This is a genomic window from Streptomyces sp. ATCC 21386, assembly GCF_018728545.1.
Lineage (GTDB): Bacteria > Actinomycetota > Actinomycetes > Streptomycetales > Streptomycetaceae > Streptomyces.
In genome coordinates this window covers 6,175,759-6,193,008 of the sequence record NZ_JAAVVL010000001.1, presented here as the reverse complement: position 1 = coordinate 6,193,008, position 17,250 = coordinate 6,175,759, and the positions used below count along the sequence as shown (strand labels likewise).

The 17,250-nt window shown below is 72.6% G+C and carries 14 protein-coding genes and 1 pseudogene; 6 read left to right on the top strand and 9 right to left on the bottom strand.

What is annotated here, in order from left to right; all coding sequences use genetic code 11:
- Positions 1 to 37 precede the first annotated feature (37 nt).
- Positions 38 to 1,204, bottom strand: coding sequence for an alpha-hydroxy-acid oxidizing protein (locus GWK25_RS26570; RefSeq protein ID WP_215453717.1), 1,167 nt, complete (start codon positions 1,202 to 1,204; stop codon positions 38 to 40).
- Positions 1,205 to 1,771: 567 nt separating this feature from the next.
- On the opposite strand from GWK25_RS26570, the gene GWK25_RS26565 reads away from it, so the two are divergent.
- Positions 1,772 to 2,206, top strand: a complete 435-nt coding sequence (locus GWK25_RS26565; RefSeq protein WP_215453715.1) for a protease inhibitor — start codon at positions 1,772 to 1,774, stop codon at positions 2,204 to 2,206.
- 247 nt (positions 2,207 to 2,453) lie between these two features.
- On the opposite strand, the gene GWK25_RS26560 is transcribed toward GWK25_RS26565, so the two are convergent.
- The 5 genes from GWK25_RS26560 to GWK25_RS26540 all read right to left on the bottom strand — a co-directional run bounded on the left by GWK25_RS26560 (position 2,454) and on the right by GWK25_RS26540 (position 5,653).
- Positions 2,454 to 2,645, bottom strand: a complete 192-nt coding sequence (locus GWK25_RS26560; protein WP_215453713.1) for a hypothetical protein — start codon at positions 2,643 to 2,645, stop codon at positions 2,454 to 2,456.
- A gap of 98 nt (positions 2,646 to 2,743) precedes the next feature.
- Positions 2,744 to 3,193, bottom strand: coding sequence for an STAS domain-containing protein (locus GWK25_RS26555; protein ID WP_215453710.1), 450 nt, complete (start codon positions 3,191 to 3,193; stop codon positions 2,744 to 2,746).
- 221 nt (positions 3,194 to 3,414) lie between these two features.
- Positions 3,415 to 4,086, bottom strand: a complete 672-nt coding sequence (locus tag GWK25_RS26550) for a hypothetical protein (protein ID WP_215453708.1) — start codon at positions 4,084 to 4,086, stop codon at positions 3,415 to 3,417.
- Positions 4,087 to 4,345: 259 nt separating this feature from the next.
- Positions 4,346 to 4,573 carry a hypothetical protein gene (locus GWK25_RS26545; protein ID WP_215457976.1) on the bottom strand — a complete coding sequence of 76 codons (228 nt, stop codon included), beginning with the start codon at positions 4,571 to 4,573 and terminating at the stop codon, positions 4,346 to 4,348.
- Positions 4,574 to 4,630: 57 nt separating this feature from the next.
- Positions 4,631 to 5,653 carry a Ppx/GppA family phosphatase gene (locus GWK25_RS26540; protein WP_215453706.1) on the bottom strand — a complete coding sequence of 341 codons (1,023 nt, stop codon included), beginning with the start codon at positions 5,651 to 5,653 and terminating at the stop codon, positions 4,631 to 4,633.
- 188 nt (positions 5,654 to 5,841) lie between these two features.
- On the opposite strand from GWK25_RS26540, the gene GWK25_RS26535 reads away from it, so the two are divergent.
- From GWK25_RS26535 to GWK25_RS26515, 5 genes and pseudogenes are all read left to right on the top strand, one after another.
- Complete coding sequence (locus tag GWK25_RS26535) at positions 5,842 to 6,438, top strand: GNAT family N-acetyltransferase (protein ID WP_308404331.1); 597 nt, start codon at positions 5,842 to 5,844, stop codon at positions 6,436 to 6,438.
- An 82-nt stretch (positions 6,439 to 6,520) separates the two neighbouring features.
- A complete protein-coding gene (locus GWK25_RS26530) occupies positions 6,521 to 8,011 on the top strand; it encodes an ABC transporter substrate-binding protein (protein WP_215453702.1) in 1,491 nt (496 codons plus the stop codon).
- A gap of 20 nt (positions 8,012 to 8,031) precedes the next feature.
- Positions 8,032 to 9,327 (top strand): annotated as a pseudogene (locus GWK25_RS26525) (ABC transporter permease subunit).
- Positions 9,324 to 10,694, top strand: a complete 1,371-nt coding sequence (locus tag GWK25_RS26520; protein WP_215453700.1) for an MFS transporter — start codon at positions 9,324 to 9,326, stop codon at positions 10,692 to 10,694. Before GWK25_RS26525 ends, GWK25_RS26520 begins: the two are co-directional and overlap by 4 nt.
- Before the next feature lie 9 nt (positions 10,695 to 10,703).
- Positions 10,704 to 11,198 (top strand): GNAT family N-acetyltransferase, encoded by a 495-nt coding sequence (locus GWK25_RS26515; protein WP_215453698.1) that lies wholly within the window; start codon positions 10,704 to 10,706, stop codon positions 11,196 to 11,198.
- 121 nt (positions 11,199 to 11,319) lie between these two features.
- Here the strand turns inward: GWK25_RS26515 and GWK25_RS26510 are convergent, their stop codons facing one another.
- The 3 genes from GWK25_RS26510 to GWK25_RS26500 are packed head-to-tail and all read right to left on the bottom strand — an operon-like array spanning position 11,320 to position 17,198.
- Positions 11,320 to 14,157: an NHLP bacteriocin export ABC transporter permease/ATPase subunit gene (locus GWK25_RS26510; RefSeq protein ID WP_215453696.1), complete on the bottom strand. Its 2,838-nt coding sequence runs from the start codon at positions 14,155 to 14,157 to the stop codon at positions 11,320 to 11,322.
- On the bottom strand, positions 14,158 to 16,395 hold the full coding sequence (locus tag GWK25_RS26505; protein ID WP_215453694.1) for an NHLP family bacteriocin export ABC transporter peptidase/permease/ATPase subunit: 2,238 nt from the start codon (positions 16,393 to 16,395) through the stop codon (positions 14,158 to 14,160).
- Positions 16,392 to 17,198, bottom strand: coding sequence for an HlyD family efflux transporter periplasmic adaptor subunit (locus GWK25_RS26500; protein WP_215453692.1), 807 nt, complete (start codon positions 17,196 to 17,198; stop codon positions 16,392 to 16,394). The genes GWK25_RS26505 and GWK25_RS26500 overlap by 4 nt, the downstream gene beginning before the upstream one ends.
- Positions 17,199 to 17,250: the final 52 nt, after the last annotated feature.

Here is a 17,250-nt window from a genome sequence, read left to right as displayed (position 1 = left end):
GATGGGACGGGTAGGGGCGGCGGGGGCGAGCAGACCGTCAGGCACCCCCAGCGAGGCTCTCGGCCCCCACGGACCCCGGCCCCCGATGCCCGGCCAACGCCAACGTGAGATCGAACTCGGCGAGCAGACACCGAAGGACATGCTCCACCCCCGCCTGCCCGTCGAGCGCCAACCCGTACACGTACGGCCGCCCCACCAACACGGCGGCAGCCCCCAGCGCCAACGCCTTGAAGACGTCATCACCCGTGCGCACCCCACTGTCGAAGAGCACGGTCATCCGCTCACCCACGGCCCGGACGACCCCCGCCAGCGCGTCCGCGGCCCCGACACCCCCGGCCACCTGCCGCCCCCCGTGGTTGGAGACGACCACCCCGTCCATCCCCGCGTCCGCGGCGAGCCGCGCGTCGTCCGGGTGGAGCACGCCCTTCAGCACGATCGGCCCGTCCCAAAGGTCACGCAGGAACGCCAGGTCGGGCCATGTCTTGCCGGGGTCGCCGAACATGCCCGCGAAGTGCAGCACGGCCGCGTTCGGATCCTCGTGGACCGGCTTGGCGAGCCCCGCCCGGAACGCCGGGTCGGTGAAGTAGTTGGCGGTGCCGACGCCGTGCAGGAACGGCAGGTACGCCCGGTCCAGATCGCGGGGCCGCCAGCCGAGCAACGGCGTGTCGAGGGTGACGACGAGCACGGAGTACCCGGCGGCCTTCGCCCGTTCCAGGAAGCTCCGGGTGACCTCACGGTCCTTCGCCCAGTACAGCTGGAACCAGCGCTCCGCGTCCCCCATGGCTTCCGCGACCTGCTCCAGGGGCGTGCTGGACGCCGAGGACAGGATGTACGGCAGCCCCTGCGCGGCGGCAGCCCGCGCCGCCGCCGGCTCCGCCTCCGGGTGCACGATCGACAGCACGCCCACCGGGGCGAGTGCCACCGGTGCCGGCAGCGCACGGCCCAACACCTCCACGGACAGATCGCGTTCGCCCACGTCCCGCAGCAGCCGGGGGACGATGCGGTGCCGCTCCAGCGCCTCCCGGTTGGCGCGGGCCGTGCTGCCGTTGCCCGCGCTGCCCGCCACATAGCCGACGGGACCGGCACCGAGCCGGTGTGCGGCCAACTCCTCCAGCCGGGTCAGGTCGGTGGGCAACCGGGGCACGGTCCCGACCATCCCGCCCAGGTAGATCTCGTACTGGAAGTCCGCCCAGTGCTTCCCCATGCGTCGGCCCTGCCCCTCACCGTCGAGAACGCCCCATGTCGCCGACGATCCTGACGACCCGAACACGCGCCGTCCACCGTTCCGCACGCCTGACGGCCGCTGGGCCGCACCCGGGGGCCGGGGCTCAGCGGAGGCAGGAGGCAGAGGCCAGGGGCGACGGTAATGGCGCGTGTCGAGCGGTGGCCAGAGGGCGGTTCATCCATCTCCCGGCGGCCCGGTGGATGTATCGTCCACCATCCTCGGCGCGGGGCGGGGCCGTTCGGGCGGTTGTCATGAGCCGAAGCGGAATGTTTCAGGCCGATTGCCGAGCCGTGGAGATCCGGCCATTCATGATCATGGGGCGATCGAGAACCGCTCAGAATCGGGGTTTGCATGTTCGAATTCTGTGACTTCGAGCCACTGATTCAACACTCAAAGTTACCGAAACCAGTGGGGTCGATGTGTGTTCCGGTCGGGGACCCGGCAGACTCGCGCTCGCCGAACCGGCACCGTCCGGGCCGGCTTCGTACACGCGACCGATGTGGCGGAGCCGTCCGGGCATTCCTGCAGAGCGGAAGGATGCACACCATGCCGAAGACCGCGCGCCTGGCAGCGACTCTCACCCTGACGGCCGCCGCTGTCTGCGGTCCCTTCGCGGGGCCCGCGCTCGCGGACCCCGCGCCCGTGGCGAAAAGTCTCTACGCCCCGTCGGCCCTGGTGCTGACCGTGGGGCACGGCGAGACCTCGGTCACCGTCACCCCCGAGCGCGCGGTCACCCTGAGCTGCGCGCCGAAGCCCGGCGGCACCCATCCGGCGCCCGCCGACGCCTGCGCCGAACTCCGCGGCAGCGGCGGTGACTTCGACGCCCTGAGCGCCAACGCCGGGGCCATGTGCACGAAGCAGTACGACCCGGTGATCGTCACGGTGCACGGCGTCTGGCAGGGCAAGCGCGTCGCGTACGAGCGCACCTTCGCCAACGAGTGCCTGAAGGACTCCGCCGCGAGTGTTCTCTACTCCTTCTGAACTCCCGCACGACCCATGGCGCTCGTACGACCTGTAGCGCTCGTACGACGTGAACGTCCCGTAGGACACGGTCGCCCGACGGCGGCCGCGAGACCGGGGTTGCGTGGCCCCGTGAGTGATGAGCGAGGGCCCGTGGCTGGGGAGCGCGAGCCCTGTCACGGTGCGTCACGCGATCCCCGTTCGGGGGCCGGCCGAAGCGGAGTGGGGCCGCGGGCCGGCCCCCGGCATCATGCCCGGGGGCCGATCGTCACTCGGAGGTGACGGACCAGCGGCCGACCTCCTGGTGGGCCGAGTCGTACAGGGGCTGTCCGTCCCCGGCGCCGATCTCGCAGTGCCGGAGGTTGCCGCCCCAGTAGCGCAGGATGCGCTCCAACTCCTGCACGGTGGTGCCCTCGTCCCAGCCCGTGCTGTCCAGGTCGACTTCGAGAAGGAACTTCACTTCGCGCGTCTCCACTTCTGTGCCGCTCGGATTCCGCGCCGGTGTCTCCCGGCACGGTGTGTGCCTGCCGCAGGTCCTTCAATCGTTTCATTGAACCGCTAGTTGCGACTTGGCCGTCGCTGGGACGGGGGAGCGGGCGGGATGCCCGGCAGCGGCGGGAAGCGGCCCAACAAACCTGCTCCGCGCAGCAGTTGGCGTATCCGGGGCTGGTCGGAGACAAGACGGAGTCGCCCGCCGCGCGACCTGGCCGTGGCTTCCGCTCTGCACAGTACGCGCAGACCCGAACAGTCGAAGAAGGAGACGTGGCGCAGGTCGACGAGCACGTCCGGCGGAGCTGCCCCGGTCGCGGCGGCCGTCAGATGCTCGGCGAGGGACCCCGCCGACGCCAGGTCGATCTCGCCCGAGACCTCGATGACGACGAAGGGGCCGATCCGTCGGGTGCGGGCGTAGGGATTGTCCACAGGAGCCCGGGACGCGGCCCCGGCTCCGGACTCGGGGGCCGTGTCCTCGGGGCTGGGGGCGGCGCGGTCATGGGCATCCGGCGTCATGGCGGCTCCACCTTGTCAGGGGTAGGGCGCATCGGATCCGGTTAGCTACCCCGGCGTGGAGCGCGCCATCCCTTTCGCGCCCGGCGCAAGATCTACGACACCCGAAATGGTGAATTTCCGCCCCGCGTATTGACTTTTGAGGAGGGGGCGTCGCGGGGGCGCAGAGCTGATGCCTCTCATGCGGTGGGACGACAGGGTTCGAGCGCGTGGCTGGGGGCCGGTCAGTGGTCGCGTCGTGACCGGTCAGTGGTCGGGGCCGTGCCGGGCCTGCCGTCGGGCTCGGATCGCGTTCGGCCGTCGGCGATCGCGGCAGCGGCCACGTACGACCACTCAGGGTCCGTGGTGGGCTCGCGGTCGGCACTCAGGGCCGCCAGCAACACCCGCCAGGGTTCGGCATCGTTGATACGCCGCACCGATTCCCACCAGGTGTGTTTGGGGAAAGTCGGTTGCAGGCTCGGGTCGCGCAGTCCGGCGAGCGCGATGTCCGCCTCGGACGGTGTCGGTACACCGGGCGTCGGTATGAACAAGGTCGCGCGATCCGGCCCGCGCAGCGCGGCCATGCCGGGGGACAGGGCCAGCACTCGCTGCCACACCTCATCCGGCCATGGGCCCAGGCCGATGTCCGTGCCCGCGAGAAGCATCGTGGTCCGCCCGACGACTGTGCGCAGGACGGCATGGTTCACTCCCGACAAGCGGCGTCCGCTGCGCACCGAGAGGTACATCTGCTCTTCCGCGCCGTCGCGACGAGTAATCGTCCACCAGCCCCGACCCGACTCGCCCACCTCGTGAAACTCGGCGTAGCCAAGGTCCGCGACCGGTATTCGGGTCGTGCGCGGGCGCCATCGCACACGCCACGGCCGGGTCACCCGCAGGACACGGCCGTCGAACTCCACGGAGCCCCACCAGAAGCGGACCTTCAGCCTTCCGCCGTGCTCGTGCGACATCGTCCCCTCATCCTTCTCCTGGCGCCTCATCGCACGCGAGTTCACACCTGCCCGCAGTCGCCGGCACCCTGTCATGCTGCAGACAGCCAGGATCGAAGCACTGCTGCGCTCGCACGAGACCTGCGTCAAGACGTCTTCGGCGCACCACCCGGGCAACTGGGCTTCGCCCAGGCCGCACAGCCCTCACCCGGACCGTGCGAACGACCCCCTAGCCGTCGTGTGACTCCTCCTGGGCCCGCTCGTTGGGCGTGATCGCCTCGCCCGCCTCGCCGTCGTGGCGGCGCCTCTCGGAGCCGGTGACGTCCGTTTCGGCCCGCTCCGCCTCGCGCAGGATCTCGTCGAGGGCGGTGTCGGGCTCGTCCTTCCCGCCGTGCCCGCCGGGCTTGTTGCGTTCGTCGTGCTTGTGGTGCCGGTTCTGCTCGTCGTGGTGGTTCATGGGGGCCTTCCGGTCAGCGAGGGCAGTTTCAGGTGAGGGCGGGCCGGCCGGGTGCGGTCAGCGGGCCGGGGCCGCGATGCGCAGGGGCACCGCGCCCGGCGTGCTCGCACCGGCCGACCCGGTGGCTTCGACGTCCCGGGTCACCTCCGACCACCACGCCGGGCCGTCCTCGATGTGCCGAAGCAGGACGCCCTCGCGGATCGCCCAGGGGCAGATCGTCACGCTCTTCAGGCCGGCGAGCTTCATCGTGGTGTGCCCGACCAGTGCCCCGGCGAGGCTCTGTGTCGCCCGGGGCGCGGAGATGCCCGGCAGGGTGGACCGCTGGTTCGCGGGCAGGGCGGCGAGCCGGGTGACGGCTTCGCCGAGGTCCGCGCACCGCAACTCCCGTTCCACGAAGGGCCCGTGGCGGCCCGGCGCGGAACCGCACAGCCGGGAGAGCTGCTGGAAGGTGCGCGAGGTGGCCACGGCGGTGCGCGGCCCCTCCCAACGGATGCGGGCCGAGACGTCCCGGAGCTGATGACGGACCTTGCGGCGCAGGGCCTTGATGCTCTCCGCCGACGGCGGGTCCTGCCCGTGGAAGAACTCGTGCGTCAACCGGTTCGCCCCCAGCGGCAGCGAGGCCACGAAGTCCGGCAGCCGCCCCCGCCCGAAGGCCACCTCGAGCGAGCCGCCCCCGATGTCCAGCAGGGCCAGCGGCCCCGAACGCCATCCCATCCACCGCCGCGCCCCGAGGAAGGTGAGTTCGGCCTCCACCTCGCCGGGCAGGGTGCAGATCGGCACGCCCGTCTCCGCGCGCACCGTGCGCAGCACCTCCCGGCAGTTCGGCGCGGACCGCACCACGGCCGTCGCGAACGCCAGCGGCGTCGCCGCCCCCCATCTCTCCGCGGTCCGCGCCGCGGCCGCGACCGCCCGGCACAGCCGCTGCACGGCCTCCTCGGGCACATCACCCCCGGGCGGAACCTGCTCGGACAGCCGCAGGCGCCACTTGGCGGTGTGCACCGGCAGCGGCACACCCCCCTCGGCGTCCGCCACCACGAGTCGTACGGTGTTCGATCCCACATCCACCACGCTCATCCGCATGACCTCCGGAGTACCCGGTGGTCGCCCCAACACGCCTGTCCCGTACGGCGGCCGGAGGCACACCGTCGCATCCAGGCCGCCCGCGCGCCGAGGGCACCGCCCCACCCGAAGGGGCGGCGCCCCTCCCGAAGTGGCGGCGACCCGAACCCCTGATCGGAATGATCAAAGTTATTGCATATGATGTGCAGGTGCAGGACTACGACATCAGGGTGGCGGGGCCCGAGGACCTCGACGGCGCGCGGGCGGTGATGCTCGACACCGTCTACCGGGACTTCGGCACGGGCTATGTGCCGCGCTGGCACGGCGACATCATCGACCTGCGGGCGGCGTACGTCGCCCCCGACCGGCATGTGCTCCTGGTGGCGGTCGACGAGCGGGACGGCGCGGTCGTCGCCACCGGTGCGCTGGACTCCCGGGGGCCCGCCCATCCGCCCAACCCCCGTTGGCTGGCCGAGCGTTACCCGTCCGGGGAGACCGCCCAGCTGCGCCGGGTGTACGTCCGTGCCGAGCACCGGCGCCGTGGGCTCGCCCGGCGGCTGGTCGCCGCGCTGCTGGACTTCGCGGCCGACGACGGCGGTTACCGCTCCGTCTACCTGCACACCGACCCCGGGGTGCCCGGCGCCGAGGACTTCTGGCGTTCGCAGGGTGTGGCCGTGTGCGACGAGCGCGAGACGACCGGGGAACGGGTGGTGCACTTCGAGGTGCCCGTGCCGGTGCGAGTGCCCGCGCTCGCTCCCGTGTCCGTGCCCCCGCCCGTGGCGGACACCTCCTCGCCCGTCAGATGAAAATCATTGTCATGTGGTCTGCGTCGCGCTCCCCTCTGTCGTCACGCCCCTCTTCGCCCGCCCCTACAGAGAACCAAGGACCATGCGCTCTGTCCGCCGCCGCGCCGCCGCCGGCCTGCTCATCGCCCCCCTGCTGACCGGCTGCTTCGCCTCGGACGGTGGGAGCTCCGACGGCGCGTCCGGTGACGGCGCACGACTGCGCGTGGCCCTCGCCTTCCCGCCCGCCGAGAACTTCTCGCCCTACGGCGCCGATGCCACCCTCCTCAGCCGCCTCGGCGTCACCGAAGGCCTCACCAAGCTGGACGCCAACGGCGTCGCGGCCCCCGCGCTCGCCGAGTCATGGACCCGCGAGAACGACCGGAACTGGCTTTTCACCTTGCGCGAGGCCACCTTCCAGGACGGCACCGAGGTCACTCCGGCCACCGTCGCCGCCGCCCTCAACCGGGCCACCGAGGCCGAGCCCGTGACTGCCGCGCTCTCCGGCACCACGCTCACCGCGAAGCCCGACGGCGACCGCCGCGTGCGCGTCACCACCGAGGACCCGGACCCCGCACTGCCGTTGCGGCTCACCAGCCCCGGCCTCGCGATCCTGTCCGCCAAGGCCTACGGCGGCAAGCGGGTGAACCCGGTCGGCACCGCCACCGGCCCCTTCGAGATCACCGACGTCACCGGCACCACCGCCGCCACCCTGGACCGCTTCGACGCGTACTGGGGCGGCCGCGCCCAGGCGACCGGCATCGACGCCAGGTTCATCGCCGACGGCTCCGCCCGCACCAACGCGCTGCGCACCGACCAGGTCGACATCGCCGAGGCCGTCCCCGTGTCGCAGGCCTCCACCCTGGACAAGGGAACCCGCCGCGAGACGGCCACCACTCGCACCACCAGCCTCCTGCTCAACACCGAGTCCGGCGTCTTCAAGGACCCGAAGCTGCGGGCCGCCGCCCGCGAGGCCGTCGACGGCTCCGTCCTCGCCGACGACGTGTACGAGGGCCACGCCGACGCCGGAGTCGGCATCTTCGGCCCCGCCGTGACCTGGGCCGCCGCCCAGCGCGTCGAACCGGCGGGCCGCGCGAAGGCCGGCGACCCCGACGGCGCCTCCCTGACCCTCGCCACGTACGACAACCGGCCCGAACTGCCCGAGGTGGCTCAGGTGCTGCAACAGCAGCTGCGGGAGTCCGGGTTCGAGGTGAAACTGGAGGTCCGTGAGTACTCACGGCTGGAGAGCGACGCCCTCTCCGGCAAGTTCGACGCCTTCGTCGGCGCCCGCAACTCCCTGCTCGACACCGGCGACCCCGTCTCCATCCTCGCCAGCGACTTCACCTGTGACGGCAGCTACAACCTCGCCCTGCTCTGCGACAAGAAGGTCGACCGGGCCGTCGCCGCCGCCGAGAAGGAGTCGGACACCGCGCAGCGGCAGCGGGCGGCGATGAACGCCGAGGCCGCGATCCTCGGCACCGACGCCGCCGTCCCGCTCGTCCACCAGCGGATCATCACCGGGGTCGGCGCGTCGGTGCGGGGCGTGATCCTCGACCCGTACGAGCGCACGCTGGTAGGAACGGGGACCCGGCGCTGACACGGGCACTCTGGCGGACCCTGCTCGCCGCGGGACTGTTGTGCGGCATCGGCCTGCTGCCCTGGCTGTCGCGCACCGACCCGGCGCTCACCGTCCTCAAGGCACGCTCCGCCGAACGCGACCCGACGCCGGAGGTCCTGGCGGCCGTACGCGACGAACTCGGCCTCGACGCGGGCCCCTTGCGACTCCTGGGGCAGTGGTTCGGCGGACTGGTCCGGGGTGACGCGGGCCGGTCGTGGATCTCCGGCGCCGAGGGTCACCCCCTCCGTCCTCCAGGCACTCGGCGTCTCCCTGCTGCTGATGGCCGCCGCGCTCGGCGTCGCGGCGGTCACCGCCGCGGCGGTCTGCGCCCGCACCCTGTGGCTCGGCGCGCACCGCCGCCTCGACGACCGCCGGGGCGGCGGCAGCGGCGCCGCGCTGCTCGCCGCGCCGCCCGCCTCCTCATCGGCCCCGCCCTCCGCGACGGCGCGCTGCACTCCCTGCACCGCCCCGTGCCACCGGCCCCTAGCCGCGCCCCCCTGCCGCACGGGGCCCTCCTGCTGGCGGTCGTCGCGCTCGGTCTGGCCCGCGACCCGCTGGCCCTCGACACCGGCGCCCGGCTCCAACCACCCTCCTGGGCCCACCCGTTGGGCACCGACGCACTGGGCCGCGATCTCCTCGCCCGCATCGGCCACGGCGCCTTCACCACCCTCGCCCTGGCCGTCACGATCAGCGCCGCCGCGCTGCTGACGGGCCTCCTGCTAGGGCTGCTGCCCCGTCTGTCCGGGCCCCTCGTCGACACCGTCAACGCCGTCCCCGCGGTCCTCGCGGGTCTCCTCGTCGCCGGAGTCGCGGGCGGCGGAGCGGCGACACCGGCGCTGGCCGTGGCCGCCGTCGCCTGGGTGCCCCTGGCCGCGCACACCACGGCCCTGCTCGAACAGGAACGGGCCACCACCCACATCACGGCCACGAAAGGGCTCGGCGCGGACGACACCTACCTGCTCCGCCGTGAGCTGCTTCCCGCCGTACTGCCACCCGTCGCCCGGCACGCCCTGCTCCGGCTGCCCGGCGTGGCCCTCGCCCTGACCTCGCTGGGCTTCCTCGGCCTGGGTGCGCAGCCGCCGGACCCCGAATGGGGCCTCCTCCTCGCCGAGAACCAGCCCTACGCCGAACGCGCCCCCTGGGCCGTCCTCGCCCCCGCCGGCGCGCTCGCCCTGCTCGGCGCGCTCGCGGTCACGGCGGCGGGCGGGGTGCGGTGGCCGCGCCGTCCGCGCGCCGGAGCCGTACACCGACGACCGAAGCCCGCCGCCGCCCCCACCGTCGGAGAGACCGGATGACCGAGCCCGAACAGCACCCGCCCGCGACGCCCGCGCGGCGAAGGACCCGGGAGAGGACGCAGAGAGAGGAAGGAACGCGCGCGGCGGCCGGCGGCCCGGCCGTCACGGTGTCGCGGCGCGGTACCTGGGCGAAGCTCAACCCGCTCCTGCGGCTGCTGGTCCTCACCCAACTCGCCTTCAACGTAGGCTTCTTCGCGGTGCTGCCGTTCCTCGCCGAGCACCTCGGCACGGCGATGGGCATGGCCGGCTGGATGGTCGGATTCGTGCTCGGGCTGCGCACCTTCAGCCAGCAGGGGCTGTTCGTGGTCGGCGGTGCCCTCGCCGACCGGTACGGCGTACGGCCCGTGGTGCTGGCCGGGTGCGTGCTGCGGATCGCCGGGTTCGCGTGGCTCGGGTACGCGGACGAGAACTGGTCGGTCATCGCGTCCGTCCTCCTGATCGGCTTCGCCGCCGCCCTCTTCTCCCCGGCCGTCGAGTCCGAGGTCGCCCGGCAGGCGGTGGTCTGGGAGGAGTCGGGCGGCGGGCCCCGGACCAGCGTGCTCGCGCTGTTCACGGTGGCGGGGCAGGCCGGAGCCTTCGTCGGACCGCTCATCGGGGCGTTGCTGCTGGCCGTCGACTACCGGGTGGTCTGCCTCGCGGGCGCCGGGGTCTTCGTCCTCGTCCTCGCGGGTCACGTCAGACTGTTGCCGCAGCACGTTCCGGGGAGGGAGCGCGTCGAGGTGAAGGGCGGCCTCGGCGGACTGTTGCGCAACCGGCGCTTCCTGGCACTGTGTTGCGCGTACGGCGCCTACCTCCTGGCCTACAACCAGCTGTATCTGCTCCTGCCCGACGAGGTGGAGCGGGCCACGGGTTCGCAGGCGGCGTTGGCCTGGCTCTTCGGGCTGTCCTCGCTGCTGGTCGTGGCGGCGCAGCTGCCGGTGACGCGGTGGGCTGCCGGGCGGCTCGACCTGCGGCGGTCCATGGCCGCTGGGCTGCTCCTGATCGCCTCGGGGTTCGCGGTGGTGGGCCTGGCGCGGCCCGCCGAGTGGACGGGCACGGCTGGGTTGCTGCCCGCCGCCGGGTTCGTGGTGCTGCTGACGGTGGGCCAGATGCTGGTGGCCCCGGCGGCGCGCGCCTGGGTGCCGGACCTCGCCGTCGAGGGCCGCCTGGGGCTCTACACCGGGGCGATGTCCTCCGTTTCCGGCGTGATCGTGCTGGTGGGAAGCGCGGCGGCGGGCGCCCTGATGGACGCGAACCTGCCGGCCCCCGTCCCGTGGCTCGCGCTCGCCGCGGTGCCGGTCGCATCGGTCCTCCTCGTGCCGGGGCCGACGCGGCCGGCGCCCGCCGCGCGCAAGAAATCAGGTGCCCTCGGCACGCCCTCGGGCTAGGGTCGCGCGATGCCCGAGTTGCAGCTGCTGCGTGCCGAACACGCCACGAAGGTCCTGGAGTTCGAACTCGCCAACCGTGCCTGGTTCGCCGCCTCCGTCCCCGACCGCGGCGACGCCTTCTTCGACCGGTTCACCGACCGGTACGACGCCCTCCTGGCCGAACAGGAGGCGGGCGTCTGCGCCTTCCATGTGCTCCTCGCCGAGGACGGCTCGGTACTCGGCAGGTTCAACCTGATCGACATCGAGGACGGTTCCGCGCAACTCGGCTACCGGGTCGCCCAACACGTCGCCGGTCACGGCGTGGCGACCGCGACCGTACGGCAGCTGTGCCTGTCGGCGGCGGACCGCTACGGCCTGCGCACCCTGCGGGCGGCCGTGGCCCACCACAACGCCGCCTCCCGGAAGGTGCTGGGCAAGGCCGGATTCGTGCCCGTCGGCCCGGCCGACCCGGCCGACCTCAGCGGTGAACCGGGCACCTGGTACGAGCGCGACCTGTCGCTCTGAGCGGCTGCGGGCCCGGCGGGGCTCCTCGCGCAGTTCCCCACGCCCCCTTTCAGAGGCGCGGGGAACTGCGCGAACGGGGTCCGGGGCGGAGCCCCGAAACGGGACGGGCAGAGGCGGCCGGCTACGCCATCTGCCGGCGGACCAGCTCGTGCAGACGCCCGGCCGGGTTCGCCAGCAGCTCGACCGGCGCTCCCACCTCCGCCACCTTGCCGTCCTCCATCACCACCACCCGGTCCGCGTCCATCACCGTGGACAGCCGGTGGGCGATGACGATCCGTGTCGCGTTCAGGGCCCTCGTGCTCTCGATGACCGTGCGCTGGGTCTCGTTGTCGAGGGCGCTCGTGGCCTCGTCGAAGAAGAGGATGCGGGGCCGGCGGATCAACGCCTGCGCGATCATCAGGCGTTGCCGCTGTCCGCCGGAGATCGCGCCGTTGCCCTGGACGATGGTGTGCAGACCCATCGGCATGCGCTGGATGTCCTCCGCCAGGCCCGCCATCGCGGCCGCCGCCATGGCCTCCTCGGGCGTGTACGGCTCGGTGCCGCAGATGACGTCCAGGATCGACCCGGTGAACGGCTGGGCGTGCTGGAGCACGACACCGCACTGCCGGCGTACGGCGGACTGGTCCAGCGCGCCGAGGTCCTGACCGTCGTACAGGACGCTCCCGGAGACCGGTCTGTCGAAACCGATCAGCAGGCGCAGCAGGGTCGACTTCCCGCAGCCGCTGGGGCCGACGATCGCCACGAACTCCCCGGGCCGGACGGCGAAGGACACGTCGTCCAGCACCAACGGGCCGTCGTCCGCGTAGCGGAAGGAGACCCGGCGGGCCTCCAGCGCCCCGGACAGCACACCCGGCCGGGTGCTCGCCGTACGGACCTCAGGCGTCGCCTCCAGCACCGGCTTGATCTCCTCGAACAGCGGCAGCACGGCCACCGCCGACACGAAGGCACCGGTCAGCTGGGTGACCGATGTCAGCAGCATGGTCACCGAGGTGTTGAAGGTCAGGAACTCCGCCGCCGACATCGAACCGCGCGCCGGCCCCGCCAGCAGCATGAACATCAGCAGGGTGCACAGGGGCAGGTACACCGCGCCCAGGACCGTGTTGAGGTTCTTGATGCCACCGACCTTCTGCTGGAGCTCGCGGCTGCGCGCGAACTCGCCGGCCCAGGCCGCGTAGGCGTAGTTCTCCGCCGCCGCCACCCGGAGCTTCGGCAGCCCCCGCAGGGTCTGGAAGGCCTGGTTGTTCAGCTTGTTGCCCAGCACCACCAGACGGCGCTGCCAGCGGACCTGCCACAGACCGAGGCCCAGGAAGACCGCCGCCACCACGACCAGCATGCCGATCGCCGCCAGCGCCATCGGGACGCTGTACCAGAGCAGCAGGGCGAGGTTCACCGCGCCGACGGTCACCGACTGGGCGACCACCGGGCCGACGCCGGCCAGCGTGCGCCGGATCGCGCTGATGCCCATGGCGGCACTGGCAAGTTCGCCCGTGGAACGCGAGGTGAAGAACTTCGTCGGGAGCCGCAGCAGACGGTCCCAGACCGCCGGTTGGAGCGTGGCCTCGATACGGCCCTCCAGACGCAGGATCGTCAGGTTCTGCAGCAGCAGGAACGCCGCCGACACCACACTCGCGAGCATGATCGCCAGACAGACCCGCACGATCAGGTCCTCCTGCGCCTTCGGCACGTACTCGCCGAGGATCCGGCCCGTCGCGATCGGCACGAGCGAGCCGAGCACGACCGTCACCAGCCCGCTGAGCAGCAGACCCGTCATGTCACCGCTCGTCCCGTGCAGGCTGAACCGCATCAGGCGCAGCAGGCCCGGCACCCGCTCGGGCAGCGGGCGGTAGAACATCACGGCACGCGGCTCGAACTCGGCCGCGTTCGCCTTCTCGATCGGCGTCTCCCGGCCGGACGACGGCTGGACGGCGACATAGCCGCCGCGCCGCCACAGCAGTGCCACCGGCGCGCCGGACAGCGCCCGGTGCCCCACCAGCGGGCCGACGTTCTCCCGCCACCAGCTCCCGGTGAGGCGGACGGCACGGACCCGGACCCGGGAGGCGAGCGCGATGCGCTCCACCGGGTCGAGCCGGTCGCTCTCGGTGCCGCTCTGCGCCGGCTCGGAGAGCGAGATCCCCGCCGCGCGGGCGACCAGCCCGCAGGCCGCGTAGGTGGCGTCCGCGTCGGCCGCCGTCGTACGCCGGTGCGCGGAGGACTTGCCGATGGAGGCGAGCAGGGTGCGGTCGGCCTGGGCGCGTACGGCCTCACCGGCCTTGATCCCGGCGGCCGTACGGTCCTCGTGGGTGCGCTCCAGCTGCTCGATCCAGCGGTCCAGCGTGGCCAGCAGCCGGTACTGCTGGTCGACCATGCTCTGCCAGACACCGGGGTCCATCAGCAGATCGGCCGCCGCCTCCGCGCCGTACAGCGAGCCGTACTGGACGCTGCCGGGCGGCACCCGCATCCAGAAGACGTCGTCGTCGGTGGGCGCGGCGGCCTGCTCGGTGGCCATCGGAGCCTGGAAGAGGATGGACAGGCCACGGCCGACGCCCAGGGCGAGGGCGTATTCGAGGGGGCTCGTCTGCGGGGGCACGAGCTGCGGGTTGCCCCACTCGTCGTACGACCACGTCTCGGTGCCCGCCTGCTGGTACAGCTCACGCAGGCCGATGCGCCGGACAACGCAGTCGCGCAGCGGGCGGGCGACCAGTGTGTGCTGGGGCCCGGTGACCGGACCGAGCAGCAGCGAACCCGCTTCCAGGCGGCCCAGATGATGCCAGTGGCCCTGCTGGACGGCGTCGACCGCGAACAGGTCCAGCGCACCGGAGGCCACCAGCCACAGCGTCTGCGGTCCTTCGAGGTCCAGGCGGGGGTGGCCGGTGCAGTCGAGGGGAGTGCCCATCCCGCCGAGCGCGCCGAGGACGACGTCGCCGTCCTGGCCGCCCTGGGCCGCGTGCACGGTGGTCATCTATCGCTCCCTGACCAGCTGGGCGTACGCGCCGCCGCGTGCCACCAGCTCCTCGTGCCGGCCGCGCTCCACGATCGTGCCGTGCTGCAGGACGACGATCTCGTCGCTGTCGCGGACCGTGCTGAGCCGGTGGGCGATCACCACGCAGGCGCAGCCGCGCTTGCGCAGGTTGTCCATGACGGTCAGCTCGGTCTCCGCGTCCAGCGCGCTGGTCACCTCGTCGAGGACCAGGATGCTGGGCCTGCGGACCAACGCACGGGCGATCTCCAGGCGTTGGCGCTGCCCGCCGGAGAAGTTGCGGCCGTCCTGCTCGACCCTGCTGTGGATGCCGCCCGGGCGACGCGTCACCACGTCGTACAGGGCCGCGTCCCGTAGGGCCTCCTCCACGGCCTCGTCGGGGATCGAGGGGTCCCACAGGGCCACGTTGTCGCGGACGGTGCCCTCGAAGAGGAACACCTCCTGGTCGACGAAGGAGACGGAGGCGGCGAGGGCGCCTCGGGGGATGTCCTCCAGACGGCGGCCGTCGATGCGGATCACGCCCTCCCACGGGGCGTACAGGCCCGAGATCAGCCTCGACACCGTCGACTTGCCGCTGCCGGAGCCGCCGACCAGCGCCACCTGCTGCCCCGGGCCCACGGTGAGGTCGAAGCCGGTGAGCAGCGGCTTGTCGAGGGGGCTGTAGCCGAAGGTGATGTTCTCCAGCTCGACGTGGCCGTTCAGCCGGCGCGTGGACTCGGCGGCGTCCGGGCGGGCGTACAACGGGTCGGCCCGGAAGTTCTCCACGTCCTTCAGCCGGGCCACGTCGGCCGCGAAGTCCTGGATACGGCCCGCCACCCCGTTGAGGCGGGTGAGCGGCGCCGTGAACCGGGTGACCAGCGCCTGGAACGCGACCAGCAGACCCACGGACATGTGGCCCTCGACCGCCCGCATACCGCCGATCCAGAGGATGAGCGCGCTGTTGAGCGTGGCCAGGGTCGGGGCGACGACCCCCAGCCAGGCGCTCGGCACCCCGAGCCGCTGCTGTTCCTCCAGCGTGGTGGCGTGCTGCCCGGCCCACTTGCGGAAGTAGCCCTCCTCGCCGCCGGTCGCCTTCATCGTCTCGATCAGCTGGAGCCCGGTGTACGCCGTGTTGGTCAGCCGGGCGTTGTCCGCGCGCAGCTTCGCCGTCCGGGTCGCGCGCAGCCGGATCACCACTCGCATCGCCACCACGTTCAGCAGGGCGACCGCGACGCCGACGGCGGTGAGTTGCGGGTCGTACGTGTAGAGGAGCACGGCGTACAGGACGACCACGACCGCGTCGACACCGGCGGCCGCGAGGTCCCGGGCGAGGGTCTCGGCGACCGCGTCGTTGGACTGGAGGCGCTGGACGAGGTCCGCGGGGCTGCGCTGCGAGAAGAAGGTGACCGGCAGACGCAGGAGGTGCCGCAGGAAGCGGGCGCTGGAGAGCGTGGAGGAGATCAGCCGGCCGCGCAGCAGGTTGGCCTGTTGCAGCCAGGTCAGCAGGACCGTCAGCAGCACGCACGCGCCCATCGACGGGAACAGCACACCCAGCAGGGAGGTCTGGCCGCCGATCAGGAACATGTCGATGTAGGTGCGGCTCAGCGCGGGGACCGCCGCGCCGACCGCCACCAGCAGCAGGCTGGCGAGGACCGCGGCGGGCAGAGTGCCGGAGGTGCCGCGCATCCGGGCGGGCATGGCACCGAGCACACCGGGCCTGCGGCCGCCCTTCTCGAAGTCGTCGCCCGGCTCCATGACGAGGACGACACCGGTGAAACTGGCGTCGAAGTCCTCCATGGGCACGAACCGGCGGCCCTTGCCGGGGTCGTTGATGTGCACGCCCCGCCTGCCGAAGCGGCGGCCCATGCCGTCGTAGACGACGTAGTGGTTGAACTCCCAGAACAGGACCGCCGGTGCCGTCACCTCGGCGAGGGCGGCCACGTCCATCTGCATGCCCTTGGCGGTCAGGCCGTAACTGCGGGCCGCCTTCAGCAGGTTGCTGGCGCGTGAGCCGTCCCGGGACACACCGCAGGCGATGCGCAGTTCCTCCAGCGGGATGTGCCGCCCGTAGTGGCCGAGCACCATGGCGAGGGACGCGGCGCCGCACTCCACAGCCTCCATCTGCAGGACGGTCGGCGTGCGGACGGTCCTCCGCCCGGCCTTGGGCACCGGGCGCCTGGGCGGGGCCGCCTTGCGTCTGCCGCGCGCGGAGGGCCGGGCGGTGTCCTGGGACGCGGTCACGGGAGCAGCCAATCGATCGGACGCTCGTCGGCCAGCCGGATCGACGCCGTGGCCATGGTCATGGAGGTCAGCTCGAACGGCGGCCCGTCCTGCGAGGACCACCGGTAGCCCGACTCGGTCGACGCCGAGCGGTCCAGTCGCACGGTGACGGCCACCGGCCGGCCCTTCTTGGTGAACTGCTCGCCCAGCTGGGTGTCGCCGAGGAACGCGCCGATGGACTGCGGGGTCTGCGCGGCGCGGTCCACCTTCTTCACATGGCCGCGCAGCACGCCGTAGCGCTGGGTGGGCGCCGACTGGACGGTCAGGTCCACCTCGGCGTCCTTCGGGATCGAGGCCGCGTTCTCGGCGGGGACGTAGACCGTCGCGTAGAGCGGATCGTCGGCGTCGGCGACCTTCTCGACGGCCGCGACGTTCGCGCCGGTCTGGATGATCTGGCCGATGGTGGCGGCGAGCGCGGAGACCCGGCCGGCCGCGACGGAACGCACGACCTGCTCACCGTCGGCGGTGGCGACCTTGAGCACGGGGGCCTTCGCGGGCAGCCGCTCACCCTGCTTCGCGAGGACGGCGGTGACCTGGCCGGCGACCGGGCTCTGGAGCACGTAACTGCCCTGCCCATGGGTGAGGACGGCGGGCGCGCCGACCGTGGAGGCGACGGAACCCGTGACGGCCCACACGGAGGCGGCGGCCATCGCGACCACCGTCACGGACAGCACCAGCCAGCCCTGGGGGCGGGCGAAGCGCACCGGGAGGTCGAGTTCCTCGGGCGACTGGAGCTTGGCGAGGGCCTGTTGGCGGAACTGCACGGGACTTCCCTTGTAGGGCTTCGGCCTTGGAGGGCTTCAGGGCACCCCGAGA

Coding starts and splice junctions, on each gene's coding strand:
- GWK25_RS26530 (WP_215453702.1), top strand. CDS start 6,521: ATGCGCTCTGTCCGCCGCCGCGCCGCCGCCGGCCTGCTCATCGCCCCC.
- GWK25_RS26545 (WP_215457976.1), bottom strand. CDS start 4,573: ATGAACCACCACGACGAGCAGAACCGGCACCACAAGCACGACGAACGC.
- GWK25_RS26520 (WP_215453700.1), top strand. CDS start 9,324: ATGACCGAGCCCGAACAGCACCCGCCCGCGACGCCCGCGCGGCGAAGG.
- GWK25_RS26570 (WP_215453717.1), bottom strand. CDS start 1,204: ATGGGGAAGCACTGGGCGGACTTCCAGTACGAGATCTACCTGGGCGGG.
- GWK25_RS26540 (WP_215453706.1), bottom strand. CDS start 5,653: ATGCGGATGAGCGTGGTGGATGTGGGATCGAACACCGTACGACTCGTG.
- GWK25_RS26515 (WP_215453698.1), top strand. CDS start 10,704: ATGCCCGAGTTGCAGCTGCTGCGTGCCGAACACGCCACGAAGGTCCTG.
- GWK25_RS26555 (WP_215453710.1), bottom strand. CDS start 3,193: ATGACGCCGGATGCCCATGACCGCGCCGCCCCCAGCCCCGAGGACACG.
- GWK25_RS26510 (WP_215453696.1), bottom strand. CDS start 14,157: ATGACCACCGTGCACGCGGCCCAGGGCGGCCAGGACGGCGACGTCGTC.
- GWK25_RS26565 (WP_215453715.1), top strand. CDS start 1,772: ATGCCGAAGACCGCGCGCCTGGCAGCGACTCTCACCCTGACGGCCGCC.